At 40.5% G+C, this 18,548-nt stretch carries 17 protein-coding genes, 1 tRNA gene, 2 rRNA genes, 1 other RNA gene, 1 pseudogene and 1 other annotated feature; of the genes and pseudogenes, 6 read left to right on the top strand and 16 right to left on the bottom strand.

What is annotated here, in order from left to right:
* The 8 genes from C6Y01_RS18545 to tadA all read right to left on the bottom strand — a co-directional run.
* Positions 1-130 (bottom strand): 16S ribosomal RNA (locus tag C6Y01_RS18545); the annotation flags it as partial.
* A 274-nt stretch (positions 131-404) separates the two neighbouring features.
* The gene (locus tag C6Y01_RS18550) at positions 405-668 is read right to left on the bottom strand and encodes a pro-sigmaK processing inhibitor BofA family protein (RefSeq protein WP_008342006.1); all 264 of its coding nucleotides are present in this window, start codon (positions 666-668) and stop codon (positions 405-407) included.
* Between the two features lie 66 nt (positions 669-734).
* Entirely contained in the window at positions 735-959 is a 225-nt protein-coding gene (locus tag C6Y01_RS18555) for a YaaL family protein (protein ID WP_003218088.1), read from the bottom strand.
* An 18-nt stretch (positions 960-977) separates the two neighbouring features.
* Positions 978-1,574 (bottom strand): recombination protein RecR, encoded by a 597-nt coding sequence (gene recR / locus C6Y01_RS18560; RefSeq protein ID WP_003218094.1) that lies wholly within the window; start codon positions 1,572-1,574, stop codon positions 978-980.
* A 15-nt stretch (positions 1,575-1,589) separates the two neighbouring features.
* A complete protein-coding gene (locus C6Y01_RS18565) occupies positions 1,590-1,913 on the bottom strand; it encodes a YbaB/EbfC family nucleoid-associated protein (protein ID WP_008342011.1) in 324 nt (107 codons plus the stop codon).
* A gap of 26 nt (positions 1,914-1,939) precedes the next feature.
* The gene (gene dnaX / locus C6Y01_RS18570; RefSeq protein ID WP_034666087.1) at positions 1,940-3,652 is read right to left on the bottom strand and encodes a DNA polymerase III subunit gamma/tau; all 1,713 of its coding nucleotides are present in this window, start codon (positions 3,650-3,652) and stop codon (positions 1,940-1,942) included.
* A gap of 330 nt (positions 3,653-3,982) precedes the next feature.
* Positions 3,983-4,247, bottom strand: an RNA gene (gene ffs, locus C6Y01_RS18575) — signal recognition particle sRNA large type.
* A gap of 76 nt (positions 4,248-4,323) precedes the next feature.
* Positions 4,324-4,800 (bottom strand): tRNA adenosine(34) deaminase TadA, encoded by a 477-nt coding sequence (gene tadA / locus C6Y01_RS18580; protein WP_003218102.1) that lies wholly within the window; start codon positions 4,798-4,800, stop codon positions 4,324-4,326.
* A gap of 79 nt (positions 4,801-4,879) precedes the next feature.
* Here tadA and C6Y01_RS18585 point away from each other — a divergent pair, with 79 nt between their 5' ends.
* The 4 genes from C6Y01_RS18585 (at position 4,880) to C6Y01_RS18600 (ending at position 8,140) form a co-directional block, all read left to right on the top strand.
* Entirely contained in the window at positions 4,880-5,434 is a 555-nt protein-coding gene (locus C6Y01_RS18585) for a cysteine hydrolase family protein (RefSeq protein ID WP_106038600.1), read from the top strand.
* Positions 5,435-5,497: 63 nt separating this feature from the next.
* Positions 5,498-6,781, top strand: coding sequence for a glycoside hydrolase family 18 protein (locus C6Y01_RS18590; RefSeq protein ID WP_223249966.1), 1,284 nt, complete (start codon positions 5,498-5,500; stop codon positions 6,779-6,781).
* A 79-nt stretch (positions 6,782-6,860) separates the two neighbouring features.
* Positions 6,861-7,484 carry a deoxynucleoside kinase gene (locus C6Y01_RS18595; RefSeq protein ID WP_034666096.1) on the top strand — a complete coding sequence of 208 codons (624 nt, stop codon included), beginning with the start codon at positions 6,861-6,863 and terminating at the stop codon, positions 7,482-7,484.
* Positions 7,481-8,140 carry a deoxynucleoside kinase gene (locus C6Y01_RS18600; RefSeq protein WP_034666097.1) on the top strand — a complete coding sequence of 220 codons (660 nt, stop codon included), beginning with the start codon at positions 7,481-7,483 and terminating at the stop codon, positions 8,138-8,140. The genes C6Y01_RS18595 and C6Y01_RS18600 overlap by 4 nt, the downstream gene beginning before the upstream one ends.
* Before the next feature lie 89 nt (positions 8,141-8,229).
* Here the strand turns inward: C6Y01_RS18600 and C6Y01_RS18605 are convergent.
* The 5 genes and pseudogenes from C6Y01_RS18605 to pdxS all read right to left on the bottom strand — a co-directional run bounded on the left by C6Y01_RS18605 (position 8,230) and on the right by pdxS (position 12,473).
* Positions 8,230-8,322: transfer RNA gene (locus tag C6Y01_RS18605), tRNA-Ser, on the bottom strand.
* A gap of 129 nt (positions 8,323-8,451) precedes the next feature.
* Positions 8,452-8,784: pseudogene (locus C6Y01_RS19460) on the bottom strand (methyl-accepting chemotaxis protein); the annotation flags it as partial.
* 599 nt (positions 8,785-9,383) lie between these two features.
* Positions 9,384-10,658: a serine--tRNA ligase gene (serS, locus tag C6Y01_RS18615; RefSeq protein WP_106031973.1), complete on the bottom strand. Its 1,275-nt coding sequence runs from the start codon at positions 10,656-10,658 to the stop codon at positions 9,384-9,386.
* Between the two features lie 49 nt (positions 10,659-10,707).
* Positions 10,708-10,924 (bottom strand) — a binding site (T-box leader).
* 53 nt (positions 10,925-10,977) lie between these two features.
* The gene (gene pdxT, locus C6Y01_RS18620) at positions 10,978-11,568 is read right to left on the bottom strand and encodes a pyridoxal 5'-phosphate synthase glutaminase subunit PdxT (RefSeq protein ID WP_095286291.1); all 591 of its coding nucleotides are present in this window, start codon (positions 11,566-11,568) and stop codon (positions 10,978-10,980) included.
* 20 nt (positions 11,569-11,588) lie between these two features.
* A complete protein-coding gene (pdxS, locus tag C6Y01_RS18625) occupies positions 11,589-12,473 on the bottom strand; it encodes a pyridoxal 5'-phosphate synthase lyase subunit PdxS (protein WP_034666107.1) in 885 nt (294 codons plus the stop codon).
* Between the two features lie 245 nt (positions 12,474-12,718).
* Here pdxS and pdxR point away from each other — a divergent pair, with 245 nt between their 5' ends.
* On the top strand, positions 12,719-14,197 hold the full coding sequence (pdxR, locus tag C6Y01_RS18630) for a MocR-like pyridoxine biosynthesis transcription factor PdxR (protein WP_034666110.1): 1,479 nt from the start codon (positions 12,719-12,721) through the stop codon (positions 14,195-14,197).
* Positions 14,198-14,239: 42 nt separating this feature from the next.
* On the opposite strand, the gene C6Y01_RS18635 is transcribed toward pdxR, so the two are convergent.
* A complete protein-coding gene (locus tag C6Y01_RS18635) occupies positions 14,240-15,565 on the bottom strand; it encodes a D-alanyl-D-alanine carboxypeptidase family protein (RefSeq protein ID WP_106038602.1) in 1,326 nt (441 codons plus the stop codon).
* Positions 15,566-15,725: 160 nt separating this feature from the next.
* Positions 15,726-17,192, bottom strand: coding sequence for an IMP dehydrogenase (guaB, locus tag C6Y01_RS18640; protein ID WP_034666116.1), 1,467 nt, complete (start codon positions 17,190-17,192; stop codon positions 15,726-15,728).
* Between the two features lie 121 nt (positions 17,193-17,313).
* Between guaB and C6Y01_RS18645 the strand changes: the two genes are divergently transcribed.
* Positions 17,314-18,282 carry a YaaC family protein gene (locus tag C6Y01_RS18645; protein ID WP_106038603.1) on the top strand — a complete coding sequence of 323 codons (969 nt, stop codon included), beginning with the start codon at positions 17,314-17,316 and terminating at the stop codon, positions 18,280-18,282.
* 11 nt (positions 18,283-18,293) lie between these two features.
* Here C6Y01_RS18645 and rrf read toward each other — a convergent pair.
* A 5S ribosomal RNA gene (rrf, locus tag C6Y01_RS18650) occupies positions 18,294-18,409 on the bottom strand.
* Between the last annotated feature and the right edge of the window lie 139 nt (positions 18,410-18,548).

Consider the following 18,548-nt stretch of genomic DNA (forward strand, 5'->3'; position numbering starts at 1 on the left):
AGGTTACCCACGTGTTACTCACCCGTCCGCCGCTAACATCCGGGAGCAAGCTCCCTTCTGTCCGCTCGACTTGCATGTATTAGGCACGCCGCCAGCGTTCGTCCTGAGCCAGGATCAAACTCTCCGAAAAAGTACAAAACCGAAGTTTTGTTTTTCGCCAGTTTGACTGACTACCTATGATATTTCATAGGATTTTTTTATAAAAACTCGAATTAACAGGTACGTTTTGTCTTGTTTAGTTTTCAAAGAACTTGTTTACCGCTTCAGAAGCGACTAGAACATCATACCATATTTAAATTGTTAATGTCAACAACTTTTTTGTTATAATGTTTTTTCGTTTCTTCGTCATCAGCGACGTATATTAATTTACCACCATACAGGATCAAAGTCAATAATATTTCTCATTAAATAATAAATTTTTCAATTACGACTAAAGCTGCTACGCCTGGGATGCCCAATAAACCACTGATTCCACTCGTTACAGGGTTAATAGAGACATGTAATCCTAGACTCTCTCCAAATAGATTGAGGCAAAATAAAAAAAGAGCACCTGCCACAAACTTTACTCCGATCAGCCCTAACCATTTGAAGGGGTTCGCTTGAACACCTGACATAAACAACAATAGTACAGCTAGCAAAATTGACCCGATCACAATAACAGGTTCCATAATCCTCTCATCTCCTCTTCATATGAATAGTACAAGCATATGAGAGGACTATGTAAAATAGACCTGCTATCTCCAGTTGTTTAAACGTAAATTCCTCTTTTTCGCTTCTCTTAGATAGAAAAAGTACTTCGCTTGAGCAAGCTTTAATTCGAATAGAATGTCCGGTGAAGGCTCAACGCTATTTGCGACAAGCTTTTTTTGTCTGTTCCATTCTTCCTTTTGCTTAAAAAGCTGTTGAATTAATTTCTCATCGAATTCTTTTCGAATTGATTTTCTGCGAAGAAAACCCATGTACCGTACTTCTCCTTCCTACATCTCACGTCTGCCTTCTAGAGCTTTAGACAGTGTGACTTCATCCGCATACTCTAAGTCTCCACCTACTGGAAGTCCGTGAGCAATGCGAGAGAGTTTAATTCCTGATGGTTTCAACAGTCTAGAGATATACATGGCTGTAGCCTCTCCTTCAATGTTTGGATTGGTTGCAAGGATCACCTCTGTCACTTGATCGTCTTGCAATCTTTTTAACAGGTCAGGAATTTTAATATCCTCTGGGCCAATTCCGTCCATCGGTGAAATGGCACCATGAAGCACATGGTATAAGCCGTTGTATTCTTTCATCTTTTCCATTGCGATCACATCTTTTGGGTCTTGCACTACACAGATAACAGATTGATCTCTTCTTGTATCTTCACAAATATAGCAAGGATCTTGGTCTGTGATATGGCCGCATACCGAACAATAAGTTAAATTACGCTTTGCATTAACAAGCGCTTTCGCGAAATCTAGTACGACATCTTCCTGCATACTAAGAACAAAAAAAGCCAGACGAACCGCAGTTTTCGGTCCGATTCCTGGCAATTTCATAAAGCTGTCAATCAGCTTTGATATTGGTTCAGGATATTGCATCTTCAGTTATTCCTCCTAGAATAAACCTGGCATGTTCATTCCTTTTGTGAATTGACCCATTGTTTCATTCGTTAACTCATCGACTTTTTTCAATGCGTCGTTTGTTGCTGCAAGTACAAGATCTTGAAGCATATCGATATCTTCTGGATCAACAACTTCTTCATTGATTGCTACATCAACAACTTCTTTTTGTCCATTTACTTTTACAGTGACCATACCGCCACCCGCTGTACCTTCAAGGACTTTTTCAGCAAGCTCTTCTTGAGCCTTAGCCATATCCTTTTGCATTTTTTGCATTTGTTTCATCATTTTTTGCATATTTCCCATTCCACCGCGCATATGAAAACCACTCTCTTTCATTTTTATTAATCTTTAATTTCAATTAAATCGTTTCCTACTAACTTCTTTGCTTCTGCAATCAATGGATCCTCTTCAGCAGAAGTCCCCTGACCATCTGCCTGTTCATCCGGCTGATGATCTCTTAAAAATTCTTCTCTTATTTTACCCCATTGAGCGTCAGGAACGCCAACTAATTCCACTCTTTTTCCTAACATAGACTCTAATAGCTGCTCAAGGTTGGTTCGAACACCGCTTTTATCTTCGGCAACCATTTTACAGTGTATTTCAAACTTGAATTTTAAAACAAAGGCATGAGAAGCAGCAGCAACTGGTTCACTATCCGTTAATAGTGCAGCGTGAGACACCTTATTCTGCTGTTTCAAGTGGGCAAGGAGTTCTCCCCATTTGCCTTTAATTTTTTCTAACTCTGGACGTTTTGCTTCTTTTAGAATCTCGTGAATTCGGCCGACAGGTGCACGGTATCCATTTTTGTTACTCGTTTGTGGTCGAGGTGCTTCCTTTTTTTCTTGAGGATGATGAGAATGAGACATTGGCACACCCTCAGCTCTTATCCTCGATAGCTCCTGTTCCAACCTGTCTATTTTATCCGTTAGCGCCGTTAAATCAGCGTTAGCATGAGCTTGTGTTATTCCAGCCGTTGATTGACATAGCTTGACAACAGCTACCTCAAAGAAAATCCTTGGATGATTCGTCCATTTCATTTCTTGGTGGCTTTTATTCAGCACTTCAATTGTTTCATATAGAAATTGAGGTGTCACACGATCCGAAAGCGTCACGAAATTTTCATCGACCTTTACCTTTTCAAGGACCCCCTCCAGATCCGGTGCCGTTTTATAAAGCAGCATATCTCTAAAGTAAAAGATCATGTCCTCTATTAATTTAGCAGCATCTTTCCCCTGCTGAAGTAATTCATTTAAGGTATCTAACGCTACAGCAATATTTTGATCAAAAATTGCTTCGGCTAGCTGACTAATGAAATGCTGAGAAACAGCTCCTGTAATGAGCAGCGCATCATCAATTGTCAGCTGCTCACCACTAAATGAGATCGCTTGATCTAAGAGGCTTAGTGCATCACGCATACCGCCATCTGCTGCACTAGCGATAATCTCGAGCGAGCCCTCTTGTACATTTAGGCTTTCTGCATCTACAATTTTCTTCATTCTTCCAACAATATCTTTTGTCGTGATTCGTTTAAAATCAAATCTCTGACAACGGGATATGATGGTAAGAGGAATCTTATGAGGCTCTGTGGTAGCCAAAATAAAGATACAATGAGCAGGCGGCTCCTCTAACGTTTTAAGGAGGGCATTAAATGCCCCGATAGAGAGCATATGTACTTCATCTATAATATAAACCTTATATGTAACCGCCGAAGGAGCAAATTTCACTTTATCACGTATATCACGGATTTCATCAACCCCGTTGTTTGAGGCAGCATCTATTTCAATCACGTCTGAAATCGAGCCGTTTGTAATCCCTTTACAGGCATCACATTCATTACAAGGTTCACTCACAGGTGACTTTTCACAGTTCACTGCCTTCGCAAAGATTTTGGCAGCACTTGTTTTACCTGTCCCTCTAGGACCTGAAAATAAGTAAGCATGAGAAAACTTCTTCTGCAAAAGGGCATTTTGCAACGTTTTTGTGATGTGTTCTTGTCCAACAACATCCTCAAAAACTTGAGGTCTGAACACTCGATATAAAGCTTGATAACTCACAAATACGCCCTCCTCCATTTATCATCATTTTCATTATACATGATGCACCGATCAATTCAAAAGCACACCTTTATTTTCTAATAAGCGAAAATGATGATTTCAACTATAGATTTTCTACTTTTTATGAATCAAAAACGTGTTTTCTAGATTTTCGAATTGTTCTGCAACACCATGGAGAACTTTTGTTCCTATTGTGATTAATGAAAAAACAAAAAGACTCTAAAAAGGTTTTTTGCCTATTTGTATAAACAAAGCAGCTGAGCTATTCTTTAAACAGCAACAAAAAACTCACCTAGATTAACTAGATGAGTTACATTTAATATTGATTTACCGTGCACCTTCTGTCGATTCGCTACCCCAAGCGTTACTTAAACAGTTAGCTCGGCCCAGGCAACCCTGCGGCACATGAGAGGTTTCACTTAATGCTGCTTCCTTCCGGACCTGACATGGTTCATGAATTCCCATTGCGCAGGACCCAGACGTCAACACCACTTATTTAAGGCAGACCTTGAAGTAAACGAACCTTGAGAAGGGATTCGGCCTCGCTAGAGCGGATTGCGAGTACAGGGCACCGCTACCTCCCCGCTTAGCACGGCAAAATGAATATTAAATTGTTAGTGACGCATACATAAGTATACCTTCTTATAGCTGAAATTGCAAACGACATCCATTCATTTACTTTTGGCTTGTTTCTTTCGCTGACGGAGATTTCGGAAGAACTGACTTAACAGCTCACCGCACTCATTTTCAAGTACACCACCAATGACTTCAGACTGATGATTGAACCGTTCATCATCCAGTAAATTCATTAAAGTACCTGCACATCCACCTTTTGGATCGTATGCACCGAAAACGACCTTTTTCACTCTAGAAAGGACAATCGCTCCCGCACACATAGGACACGGTTCAAGCGTCACATAAAGTACAGCATCTTCTAAACGCCAGCTTCCAGTCGTTTTACACGCTTCATCAATAGCAAGTAATTCTGCATGTGCAATTGAACGCTGCTCTGTTTCCCTTAAATTATGAGCGCGGCTCACAATTTGGTCATCAACAACGATGATGGCACCGATTGGTACTTCTCCTATTTGTTCTGCTTTTAAGGCTTCAGAAATAGCTTCTTGCATAAACTGTTCATCTCTCGTCATAGCACGGCTCTCTTTTCATGTTTTTTAAAAGGATATTGAGGTTAACATATTAGCACAATCTTTTAAAGGGGGTCTTACTTTGTCAAAGCACCAAAAGGCACTGCTTATTATCGACATAATTAATAATTTTGATTTTGAAATGGGACATGTGCTCGCTAATAAAACAGAGCAAATGACCAATAAGATTTTAGCTCTTAAAGATCATGCTTTCAAGGAAAATTGGCCAATCATCTATATCAACGACCACTACGGTCTCTGGAAGGCTGATATTCAAGCTGTGATGGAAACATGCAAAAACGAAAGAAGCGCCCCTATTTTAGAGAAAATGGCACCATCTAAAGATGATTACTTCTTAATTAAACCGAAGCATTCTGCCTTCTATGGAACTGCACTAGAGACACTCTTAAATGAATTAGGTGTACAAGACATCATTTTGACTGGGATTGCAGGAAACATTTGCGTTCTGTTCACTGCAAATGACGCATACATGCGAGAATACAATCTAATTGTACCTAAAGATTGTATCGCATCAAATGACGACAGAGATAACGAATATGCTTTAACGATGATGGAGAACGTTCTACTAGCAAAAATCACCACTGCTAAAGAGATCACGAATGAAAATCAAACATGATTTATCCATAACCCTCATAAATTGTTAGCAATAACAAAGGGGGCGTTGACTATTCAAATTTATATTGTCAAAAGAGGAGATACTTTAAACGAAATTGCCATGCGCTTTAAAACAACAGTCAATGAAATCATCCGTACCAACGATATTGAAACACCAAATCAACTTGTCATTGGACAAACAATTGTCATTCCAATTAGAGGACAATTTTATGAGGTCAAACAAAATGACACACTTTATCAAATTGGAAGACGATTTCGAATTTCAGTGGAGGAGTTGGCACGTGTGAATAGAATTCGGCCTGAAGCGATACTACCTATTCGCTTCTTGCTCTATATTCCTCAAAGACCGAAAAGGAACATTAATTCGAATGCTTACATTGAACCAAGGGGAAATCAAGTCAGTGAAAACTTAAAACAAGCAGCTAGAGAGGCCTCTCCATATTTAACCCATTTAGGCGCCTTTAGTTTCCAAGCACAAAGAGACGGAACACTGAAAGAACCACCGTTAGATCAGCTACCTCAAATAGCCGCTCAGAGCAGAACCGTTTTATCCATGGTAGTGACAAACCTAGAGAATGATAAATTCAGTGATGAACTTGGGCGAATTCTTTTGAATAATCAATCTGTCAAAGCCACATTTTTAAATGAAATCGTTCGTGTTGCTAAAAAGTATCAATTAAAAGAAATCCATTTTGATTTTGAATATTTACGTCCCGCTGATAAAGATGCTTACATTCAATTTTTAAGAGAGGCAACAACCCGCTTCCATCAAGAAGGATGGACAATTTCTGTTGCACTTGCCCCTAAAACAAGCAGTCAGCAAAAGGGAAAATGGTATGAAGCTCATGACTATGAAGCCATTGGGAAGATCGTCGATCATGTTGTGTTAATGACCTATGAATGGGGATACAGCGGCGGCCCTGCGCAAGCTGTCTCTCCCATTGGACCTGTCCGCCAAGTCATTGAATATGCACTGACCGTCATGTCGGCCAATAAAATTGTTATGGGGCAGAATTTATATGGCTATGATTGGACGCTTCCTTACGTCCAGGGCGGCCCCATTGCTAAAGCCGTCAGTCCTCAACAAGCGATTGCCATTGCTAGAAATAATAATGCCTCCATTCTATACGACGAAACAGCACAAGCACCTTATTTTCGTTACACAGATGCCACTAATAAAGAGCATGAGGTATGGTTCGAAGACGCTAGATCGATTCAAGCAAAGTTCAATCTCATCAAAGAGTTAAACTTGAACGGAATTGCTTATTGGAAATTAGGTCTATCCTTCCCACAAAATTGGCTCTTATTATCAGATCAATTTAATATTGAAAAAAGAACGACATCGTAACCCATTCGCTCTATCTCTCGGAAGGGGTATGGTACAATATACATTGGTTTGACAACTTTATAGATAGAGGAGAACGCCTATGTATCCTGCCCCTTTTATTGCAGTGGAAGGCCCAATTGGAGCCGGAAAAACAACTTTGGCTACAATGCTTGCGAAGGAATTTCAATTTCCTTTAGTAAAAGAGATTGTAGAAGAAAATCCATTCTTAGATAAATTTTATGAAGATATGGAACAATGGAGCTTTCAGCTTGAGATGTTCTTTTTATGCAATCGGGTCAAACAGTTAGAATCTATTGAAGAAAACTATGTGAGTCAACAGCAGCCGATTGTCACTGATTATCATGTCTATAAAAATATGATATTTGCAGAAAGAACATTATCAAAAAAGCACATGGACAAATACAGAAAGATCTATCACCTGCTAACAGATGATCTGCCTAAACCAAATGCCATAATCTATATAAAAGCCAGCCTTCCTACCTTACTTGAAAGAATACAGATGAGAGGACGCTCTTTTGAAGAAGACATCGACCCAGCTTATTTAAAAACACTCATTGAAGATTATGAGCTGGCCATTGAACATTTAAAACAGACTGACCCAGGGCTTCCTATCATTACAATTGAAGGAGATCATACAGACTTCGTTTCCTCACAGCAAGATTACCAGCAAATTGTACAGAACATAAAGGAGCAAGTACTATGAACAATATCGAAATACCAAAGGATGCAGTGATCACAATCGCCGGGACTGTTGGTGTCGGAAAATCAACTATGACTAAAACGATAGCGGACAAGCTAGGCTTTAAAACCTCTCTTGAAAAAGTAGATGATAACCCATACTTAGAGCCCTTTTATTCAGATTTCCAAAGATGGAGCTTCCATTTACAGGTCTATTTCCTAGCTGAGCGTTTTAAGGAGCAAAAGCGGATTTTTGAATCTGGTGGAGGATATGTGCAAGATCGTTCAATTTATGAGGACACAGGCATTTTCGCGAAAATGCATGCGGACAAAGGTACGATGTCTGAAGTAGATTATGAAACGTATACGAGTCTATTCGAAGCGATGGTGATGACACCTTACTTCCCTCACCCTGATGTTCTCATCTATTTACACGGGGATTTAGATCATATTTTGAATCGTATTGAAGAACGCGGCAGAGAGATGGAAACTCAAACTGATCGAGCCTATTGGGAAGAAATGTACACTCGATATACGGAATGGATCGAACAATTCGATTTATGCCCAGTGATTAAAATTAACATTGAAGATTACGACTTACTTCATGATGAAAGCTCACTTGAACCCATTCTTCATGAAATTGCTTCTGTTATACAAAAAAATCGCTCTAAAACAAAATAAAAAAAACCGCTGCATTTCGCGAATGCAGCGGTTTGACAATTCCAATTTTTATGCTTGCGTTTCAATTCAACTAAGGTAAAAAATCAATATGGCGGAGGAAGAGGGATTCGAACCCCCGCGGGCTTTGACACCCCTGTCGGTTTTCAAGACCGATCCCTTCAGCCGGACTTGGGTATTCCTCCGTATCGACAAGAATTAATATACCATATCATTTTAATTCAAGTCAACATCTTTTCGAAAAAAATTTCAATAAGTTGTTTTGGTATGAGAATCTGCCCATAAAAAAGCAGCCATTAACGGCTGCTCTTGATCTATTTTGTATCCTGTCTAATCTCTTCAATAAACTGATTCATCTCTTCTTTAAACTCATTTAATGATTCAATAATTTTCGTAAAGTCTGTCACTTGTTTGGCTTGTTCATTTGTTGAGCTGCTGATTTGTGAGATGTTTTCAGACAAAGTGCTAATACTGTCTTGGATTTCCTTTAAGAAGGTATTAATGGTTTCTGCCGCTTCCTTTGAGCCATCTGATAATTTACGAACTTCATCAGCTACGACAGCAAACCCTTTTCCATTCTCGCCTGCTCTTGCTGCTTCAATTGCAGCATTTAGACCTAGCAAGTTTGTTTGTCTAGCGATCCCGCCAATGGTTTTGACGACTTCTTCAATATTTGCAGATTTCTCTTCCGCTCTTCCTGCCTGTTCGCTTATTTCTAAACTTGTGGCAGCCAGCTCTTGTGAATGCGCAGCAATTTGCTCGATTCCACCTTGGAGTTCTTTCGCTACATCATTGATATGCTCCATATAACCGCTTAATTTCTTTTCACGATGATGTGAAAATGCCACTAAAAAAGAGCCAATTACTTTTCTATCTTCATCAAAAATCGGGTAACCTTTTACAGCAATTTCATAACCATATAAAGACTCTGGTAAATGACCGTCATATTCTTGTCCTCTTAATGTCGTCGCCACGTTTTGGTCTTCTGGGTTCAATAGGTCCCCAACTTTCACGCCAAAATCTATTGTGTTAGACGGGTAGTAACAAAGCACCTTCTCTGTATCAGTGATGCCGAAAAGAATACTTTCATCTAGAACTTTTCTAATTAATTGAGCCATTTCAACATAATAGTCAAGCCTATTCAAGGTTATTCCTTCTTTCCTAGAAGCTTTTATTTTTTTATCGGCTAAATTTAGGAAAACTGTAGGACTTTTGGTAAAAAGAAATAAGATACCATAGCGGCATCTTATTTCATCACTTCTTTATTTCCCATATAAGGACGCAGTACTTCAGGAATAATTACTGTGCCGTCCTCTTGTTGATAGTTTTCTAAAATGGCCGCCACGGTTCTTCCTACTGCTAAACCAGATCCATTTAACGTGTGGACATGCTCTGGCTTCGCTTTAGGCTCTGGACGGAATCGAATGTTTGCGCGTCTTGCTTGGAATGCTTCGAAGTTACTGCAAGAAGAAATTTCACGATACGTATCTTGGCTCGGAATCCATACTTCGATGTCGTATTTCTTCGCAGCCGTGAAGCCTAAATCTCCCGTACACATGCTCATGACACGGTATGGCAGGTTTAATAGCTGAAGGACTTTTTCTGCTTGATTTGTTAGTTTCTCTAATTCTTCATAAGAATTTTCAGGTCTAACAAATTTCACAAGCTCTACCTTATTAAATTGATGCTGACGGATGAGTCCGCGTGTATCTCTTCCGGCAGATCCAGCCTCTGATCTAAAGCAAGCACTGAATGCTGCATAATTGATTGGTAGCTGTTCCCCTTCAAGAATTTCATCACGGTGCATGTTAGTAATAGGTACTTCAGCTGTTGGAATGAGGAAATAATCTTCTTCACGGATTTTAAAGGCATCCTCTTCGAATTTTGGCAGCTGCCCAGTCCCTGTCATGCTAGCTCTATTGACCATGTAAGGTGGGAGCACTTCAGTAAAACCAAACTCATCGACATGTAAATCGAGCATAAAGTTATATAGTGCGCGCTCTAAGCGTGCGCCAAGCCCTTTATAAAAAACGAATCGGCTTCCTGTGACTTTTCCTGCGCGTTCAAAATCAAGAATGTTTAGCTCATCCGCTACATCCCAATGTGGTTTTGGCTCAAATGAGAAGGCCGGCTGTTCGCCCCATTTTCTCACTTCCACGTTGTCATCTTCTGTTTCCCCAACCGGTACAGTGTCATGAGGGATATTCGGAATAGAGAAGAGGATGTGCTGCAAGCTTTCTTCTACTGTTCTTAGCTCATCATCCAGCTTTTTAATCTCATCTCCTACCTCACGCATTTCTTGAATAATGTGATCGGCATCTTTCTTTTCTCTTTTTAGAACGGCCACTTGCTGTGATACTTCATTTCTTCGGCTCTTTAATTCTTCTGTTTTCCCGATTAGTTCTCTTCTTTTTTGATCCAGTTCACCAAACTTATCAAAATCTGCTAAATCTTCGCCTCGGTGTGCTAATTTTTCTTTAATTTGATCAAAGTCCGTGCGCAGTTGTTTAATATCCAGCATGTGTAACACTCCTTTTTTTATCGAAAAATAAAAAGAGCCCTCATCCCATGAAAGGGACGAGAGCTCTCGCGTTGCCACCCTGATTGAAAACATGCAGAAGCATGCTTTCCTCTTTCCTCTGTAACGGTATCACCGTAAATGCTTACTTCTCGTGTTTCAGCATTTCGCTCAAGGATGGATTCAGACTGCATCTTTCACCGATTCGCACCAACCATCGGCTCTCTGAGAAAGAGGGGCTTCTTACTATTTCCCGTCAACGCTTTTTCGATCTTTGATTGTGATTTTAATGTACTATAAGTTTTATCTCTTTTCAACCGTTTTATACAGCGAGCTTCGTTTTGTAAGACTTCACCATTTCAACAAACAGCTGTGTTAACCGATGATCGTCTGTCAGCTCTGGATGAAAAGAACAGCCTAAGATATTGTTTTCTTTCGCCATCACAATCCTGCCATCATATTCAGCCATGATTTCTACGCTCACATCTGCGCTGATGATATGAGGCGCACGGATGAACACCCCTGTAAACGGCGCATCCAGCCCTTTTACTTCTATATCTGCTTCAAAGCTGTCTACCTGTCTGCCAAATGAATTCCGTGCAACTGATACATTTAACAATCCAAGATGGGCATCTTCTCGATCTTCAATATGTTTTGCGAGCATAATCAAACCGGCACATGTCCCGAAAATCGGTTTCCCTTCTGCAGCGAACGCTTTAATCGGTTCAATGAATTGGTACGTATCCATGAGTCTCCTCATCGTCGTGCTTTCTCCACCAGGGATAATAAGACCGTCAACGGATGCTAGCTCTTCTGCTCGTTTAATGATCTTACCTTCTGCATCGCAGGCTTCAATCGATTGAATATGCTCTCTCACGGCTCCTTGAAGCCCTAGTACACCAATTGTTAGCATGTTCGTTTGCGCTCCCTTAATTACCAGCCACGCTCTTGCATACGCTCTTCTGGCAGTAGATTTGAGATTTCAATTCCTTTCATGGCTGTTCCAAGCTCTTTTGAAAGTTCTGCAATGAGACGGTAATCTGTGAAGTGAGTCGTTGCTTCAACAATCGCTTTTGCAAATTTCGCCGGATTGTCTGATTTAAAAATACCAGATCCAACAAATACACCGTCTGCTCCAAGCTGCATCATTAACGCAGCATCTGCTGGTGTCGCAACGCCTCCAGCTGCAAAGTTAACAACTGGGAGCTTTCCGTCTTTTTTGATTTGAAGCAATAATTCATAAGGTGCTCCTAGGTTCTTGGCTTCTGTCATCAGTTCATCTTCACTCATTGCTGCTACTTTACGAATCTGAGCATTGACCTTTCTCATATGACGGACAGCTTCTACAATGTTGCCTGTCCCAGGTTCCCCTTTCGTACGAAGCATCGAAGCGCCTTCTGCGATACGGCGGGTTGCTTCACCTAAGTCACGGCAACCACAGACAAAAGGTACTGTGTATTCATTTTTATTTAAATGGAATTCCTCATCTGCGGGCGTCAGCACTTCACTCTCATCGATATAATCAACACCAAGTGCTTCAAGGACACGAGCCTCGACAATGTGGCCGATACGTGCTTTTGCCATGACTGGAATCGTTACTGCATTTTGTACTTCCTCTACGATTCTTGGGTCTGCCATACGGGCTACACCGCCGGCTGCACGGATATCAGCTGGTACTCGTTCTAGTGCCATAACTGCCACCGCACCTGCTTCTTCTGCGATCTTTGCCTGCTCAGCATTGACGACATCCATAATGACGCCACCCTTTTGCATTTCTGCCATTCCACGTTTCACTCGTTCAGTTCCCTTATTGCTCACAATAGTTTCCTCCCATTTGTCAATTCGATTGATTTACCTCTTTATCATACAAGCGAGACAGTATAACAATAAAGAGAATAGTATAACAATTCAATCAGCCTACAAAAAAGCCTAAACCCTTGTATATAAACGATTTCTGGCTAAAAATAAGTCGTTTTTTCTTTGAAGTGTGATTTACATGCTATAATGCAACTATAACAATTCAAATTCATGTATAACAATTTTGCACTCAATGGAGGTTTCTCATGCATATTGATATCCATCGACATTCTGATACATCTCTTTCGAATCAGATTTACTTTTCGATCATTGATCATATCCAATCGGGTTTGCTTCAGCAGGGAGATAAGCTGCCAACTGTACGTGATTTAGCAAAGCAGCTGAATGTGAGTCTTGTCACGGCAGCAAAGGCATACACACGGCTGAAGGACGACGGATATTTAACGACTGTGCAAGGTAAAGGGACGTTTGTGGATGAGCTGCAAAAGCAGTCAGATATTCCGGTTCCATCATCTACCTCTTTTGATTGGCAGTTATCCATTCCGGATTATTTACCTCGGTCTCAATTTGCTCAGTATCACTATGTCGAAGAAGCGATCAACCTTTCTTCCTCTATGATTGATCCAGGGCTTTTGCCAAACCGGTATTTAGAAAAAGAAATGCAGCACGTACTAGCCAGACATCCTCAAATCATGTCGAAGTATGGGGAAATTCAAGGGGATCTTCAGCTTAGGCAAGTCATTCAGTCTTTTTTAGAAAAGCTGGGTGTGCCTTCTACTCCTGAAAATATCCTTGTAACTAGTGGTTCTCAGCAAGGGCTTGATTTGGTCGCACGTGCGTTTATCGGTCCTGATGATGTAGTTGTCATGGAAGCACCGACTTATCCAGGCGCCATTGATGTCTTTATGGGCAGAGGGGCAAGAATTATTACAGTCCCTGTTGATCATGAAGGCATGAACATGAAGCAGCTTCAAAGCATTTGTGATAAATATAAACCAAAGCTCATCTACACGATTCCTACTTTTCACAGTCCGACAGGGGCCAGTATGTCAATGAAACGCAGAAAACAACTTCTCTTACTGGCTCAAAGTATTGATTGTCTCATTGTAGAGGATGATCCTTATCGTGAGCTTTATTTCGAAAAGAAGCCGCCAGCACCTATCAAAAGTCTTGATCATGATGGACACGTCATTTATTTGCGAGGATTAAGTAAAACACTGGCTCCAGGATGCAGAATTGGGATTATCACCGCCTCAGGCTCGATATTTAATCGTTTATTAGCTGCAAAGGCCAATAATGATTTAGGCAGCCCTCTTCTCACACAAAAAGCCATTCTGCCATTTCTGACTTCGAAGAAGATGATTGATCATACGAAAAAGCTGAGAACCGCCTTGAAGGTGAGACGTGATTTAATGATAGATGTATTAACGAAGCATGCACCAAAAGATGTGACGTGGCAAATCCCTCAGGGCGGGCTCAATTTATGGCTTAGCTTTCCTTCCTGGGTCGATACACGTGCACTGCTGCATGAGGCACGTAAGCAGCAAATTACCTTTCTGCCTGGCTCTGTGTGCTATCCTGGAGAGCCGAAGCAAAACTATATCCGCCTCAGCTTTTCTTATGTGAATGAAAAGGCACTGACCGAGGGCGTGGAAAAGTTATGTGGTATTTTTCAGCAAGCCTTGTCCACTCCTCAAAATCAAAAACAATCACTTTTCTTTTAACGATAAAAAAACTGCTCTCTATGCATAGAGAGCAGTTTTTTATTAGAACCAACCTTTTACTGTGTCAACGATTCCGCCCCAAATGCCAGCGAAGAATCCACCTACACTACGCATTGCAAGGATGAACCAGTTTGCTTTTTCATCGCCTGTTTTCGTTATAAGCTCAACACCTGATTGATCTTTATTCAAATAGCCGTAGTCCTTCTCATCACCAGAATAAGAAGTCGTCAGCATGCCAACCTTCGTTCCTTTTTTAATAGGAGCTTCTAGTTTCTTTTTCTCGATATTTACTTTTGCTTTAAAGCTCTTTTCGTCGCCATTTTTTATTGGCACAGAGAAAGCTTCTTTCGTGACGACAGGTACTTCTTTGTCTTTGCCTTTATCGACTTCGATGTTTACATGTCCTTTGATCTGTTGACCTTTTTTGTACATTTCTTTCATCGTGAAGTTTTTAAATGCATAGTCGAACAGTTTTTTCGCCACGTCGAAACGTGCTGTATGAAGATTACCTTTTGCATTCAAGATCACAGCGATGACACGCATGTCACCTTGTTTTGCGGTACCTGTGAAGCTAGAACCAGCTGAATCCGTAGAGCCTGTCTTCAGACCGTCTACACCTTCATATTCCTTCACAAGTCCTTTAAGCATGAAGTTCCAGTTAGGCATGTCCATTTCATCGTCTGTGCCTTCTCTGAACTTTGTTTTCGCGATACTTGATGTTTCAAGAATTTCTGGATGGTCTTTGATGAGATGCTGTGCAAGCAATGCCATATCTTTCGCAGATACTTCACTTTCTTCATCAGGGCCTGTACCTTTTGGCTGTTTGCCATGTAAATCTTTATTTTCTAGTCCAGTTGCATTCACGAATTTGTAGTTAGTTAAACCAAGTTCTTTCGCTTTTGCGTTCATTTTTTCAACGAACTTCGATTCTGATCCAGCGATCACTTCTGCTAAGCCAATCGCTGCTGCATTTGCCGAATAAATAGCCGTTGCTTGATAAAGTTCTTTCACTGTATACGAGCCATCTTTTCTCAAAGGAACGTTTGATAAACTGCGGTCCTGAGAAATTTCGTATACATAATCATCTGGCGTATACGTTTGATCCCATTTCACTTTGCCTTCGGCAATCGCCTCTAGTAATAGATACTCTGTCATCATCTTTGCCATACTTGCAATAGGCAGTCTTTGTTCTGCGTTTTTACTATAAAGAATTTTACCTGTAGAAGCTTCAATTAGGATTGCTGCTTTCGCATTCACATTGAATGGATCTTCAGCTGCTTTTGCTTTGGACATTGGTGTAAATGCTGTCACAATCAATGCCAGTGCAAGGATAGAGACCATAAGCTGTTTCAACATCTTGCTGTTCAATCGTCATACCTCCGTATTCATCTTTTTTCGACGTATTTCATATATATTTAATCCACAAGGGCTTATTTCAACACAACAGTATAAATTTTATCACAATAAAGACAAAAAAAATAGACAGAGTCATAGACCCTGTCAAATGTAATTTGATTGTCACAATTTATCAAGAAATTGTGTAGTTTGGTGATTCTTTTGTAATTTGTACATCATGTGGATGACTCTCACGAAGTCCTGCACCAGTCATGCGAATGAACTGTGCGTCTTCTCTAAGTGAGCGTAAGTCCTGTGTTCCACAATAGCCCATACCAGAACGGATACCGCCAACTAGTTGATACACTGTATCAACGACTGGTCCTTTGTACGGTGTACGGCCTTCAATACCTTCTGGAACGAATTTTTTATTATCTTCTTGGAAGTAACGATCTTTACTTCCTTTTTCCATTGCAGCGACTGAACCCATACCGCGATAAACTTTGAAGCGTCTACCTTGGAAAATTTCTGTGTCTCCTGGGCTTTCAGATGTACCAGCTAGAAGGCTTCCAAGCATAACAGCATGTCCACCAGATGCTAGAGCTTTTACGATATCACCTGAATATTTAATTCCACCATCTGCAATAATAGCTTTACCATGTTTTCTTGCTTCTGTTGCACAGTCATAGATTGCTGTGATTTGTGGTACACCAACACCTGCAACAACACGTGTTGTACAAATAGACCCTGGTCCGATACCGACTTTCACAATATCTGCTCCTGCTTCAAATAATGCTTTAGTTGCTTCGGCTGTTGCAACATTACCAGCAATGATATTAAGAGAAGGATACGTTTCACGGATTTTCGATACAGTGTTTAGAACACCTTGTGAATGACCATGTGCAGTATCAATGACAACGACATCCACATTGGCTTCGACTAATTTTCTCACACGAGTCATTGTATCGCCAGTGACACCAACAGCGGCACCAACAATTAAACGGCCATGTGCATCTTTAGAGGAGTTAGGGAATTCGATCACTTTTTCAATATCTTTGATGGTGATGAGACCTTTTAACGTTCCTTCGTCATCTAAAAGAGGTAATTTTTCAATTTTATATTGCTGTAGGATTTTTTCAGCTTCTTCTAACGTCGTACCTACAGAAGCTGTCACAAGTTCCTCTTTTGTCATCACGTCGCTAATCTTCATTGAATAATCCGAAATAAAACGAAGGTCACGGTTCGTAATAATACCAACAAGCTTTTGATCTTCTTCGTTATTTACAATCGGTACACCTGAAATACGGTATTTACCCATTAGGTGCTCTGCATCAAATACTTGATGCTCAGGTGTTAAGAAGAATGGATTTGTAATAACGCCGCGCTCTGAACGTTTTACTTTATCCACTTGTTCTGCTTGTTGCTCAATAGACATGTTCTTATGAATGATACCAAGACCACCTTGACGTGCCATTGCAATCGCCATTTGTGATTCCGTCACCGTGTCCATTCCTGCACTGATAATTGGAATGTTTAGTTTTAATGTGCTTGTTAACTCAACTGATAAATCGACATCACGCGGAAGTACTTCAGACTTAGCTGGAACAAGCAAAACATCGTCAAACGTCAAACCTTCTTTTGAAAATTTACTTTCCCACATTAGTAAATCCCCCTCTTTTCGGCAAAATATTATATGTAGATTATCAACTAGGAAACAGCATGTCAAGGAAGCAACAAACAGTTGCAATTTTTAGAAAATATAAAGAGAGTTGAGGAAGAAGATGAAAAGTTCAGGATGGAAGGATTTAAAACGTTTTTACTCACTCGAAACTTCCCAAAAGTTTCTATATCAACAATATGAGAAACGAAGCATTCAAGATGCAAACCAGCAAGCCTATAAAAACTGTGAACGGTTTATTTACTTTTTAAAGCATGGCCATACGTTCTATGAACAGGCAGCTATCGCTCCACTCGAACTGAAGCCGATTTTATTGTTTTATGGAATGGCTCAGTTGCTAAAGGCATGTTTACTGACAGTTGATCCTCACTATCCTTCTCAAACCTCTGTTTTGGCCCATGGCGTAACATCGAGAAAGAGAAAGAAACAGCATTACCGCTTTAGTGAAGATGAAGTGAAAATTCAGCGAAATGGACTATGCATGCATGTGTTAAAGCATCTATTTCATTTAAATGGTCTTGAAGATGAGCGATTTACGATGATTCATCTCCTTTCAAAGATACCTGAAATGAGTCATATTCTGGAGTTTCAAAAGCAGCCCTCGACATTAGTTAAAGTGGAAAAGGTTAATGGGATGATGATTCAAGATCATATTCCATTGCTTTATAACATGTCTGCTGAACGCTTTATTGAATACTTTGAGTTCCATACAAGTTGGAAACTCAAGCAAAGAGAAGCCAAAAAGCTGACGTTTGATGTAGCTCTAGAAGAAAATCCAGCGCTCGCTACTCATCTTCATTATGATTTAGAAATGGATCAATGGTTTATTCCGTCAACTCGTGATTCATTTTTAGGGATTCCTGAGATCATCAGCCATTACTTATTAATGTATAACCTCAGTATGATTTCCCGCTACGAAACTGAATGGTGGTACGAGCTGCTGTCTCAATACATTAGTGATGATTACGTCATGATTGAACGCTACATGGAGATTGCCGAAGAGAAGTTCCCAGCTTATATCATGATGCTGTTAGAAGAAAACACAAAAAAGACCAGTTCCGTATGGAACTGATCCTTAGAAAAGCTTGGCGGCGTCCTACTCTCACAGGGGGAGACCCCCAACTACCATCGGCGCTGAAGAGCTTAACTTCCGTGTTCGGTATGGGAACGGGTGTGACCTCTTCGCTATCGCCACCAAACCTGATGGAGAGAATGTTCTCTCAAAACTAGATAACAATGTTCATGCTTCACATTAGAATATAGGTTAAGTCCTCGATCTATTAGTATCTGTCAGCTCCACGTGTCACCACGCTTCCACCTCAGACCTATCAACCTGAT

It is taken from the genome of Bacillus sp. NMCC46 (assembly GCF_002998465.1).
Classification (GTDB): domain Bacteria; phylum Bacillota; class Bacilli; order Bacillales; family Bacillaceae; genus Bacillus.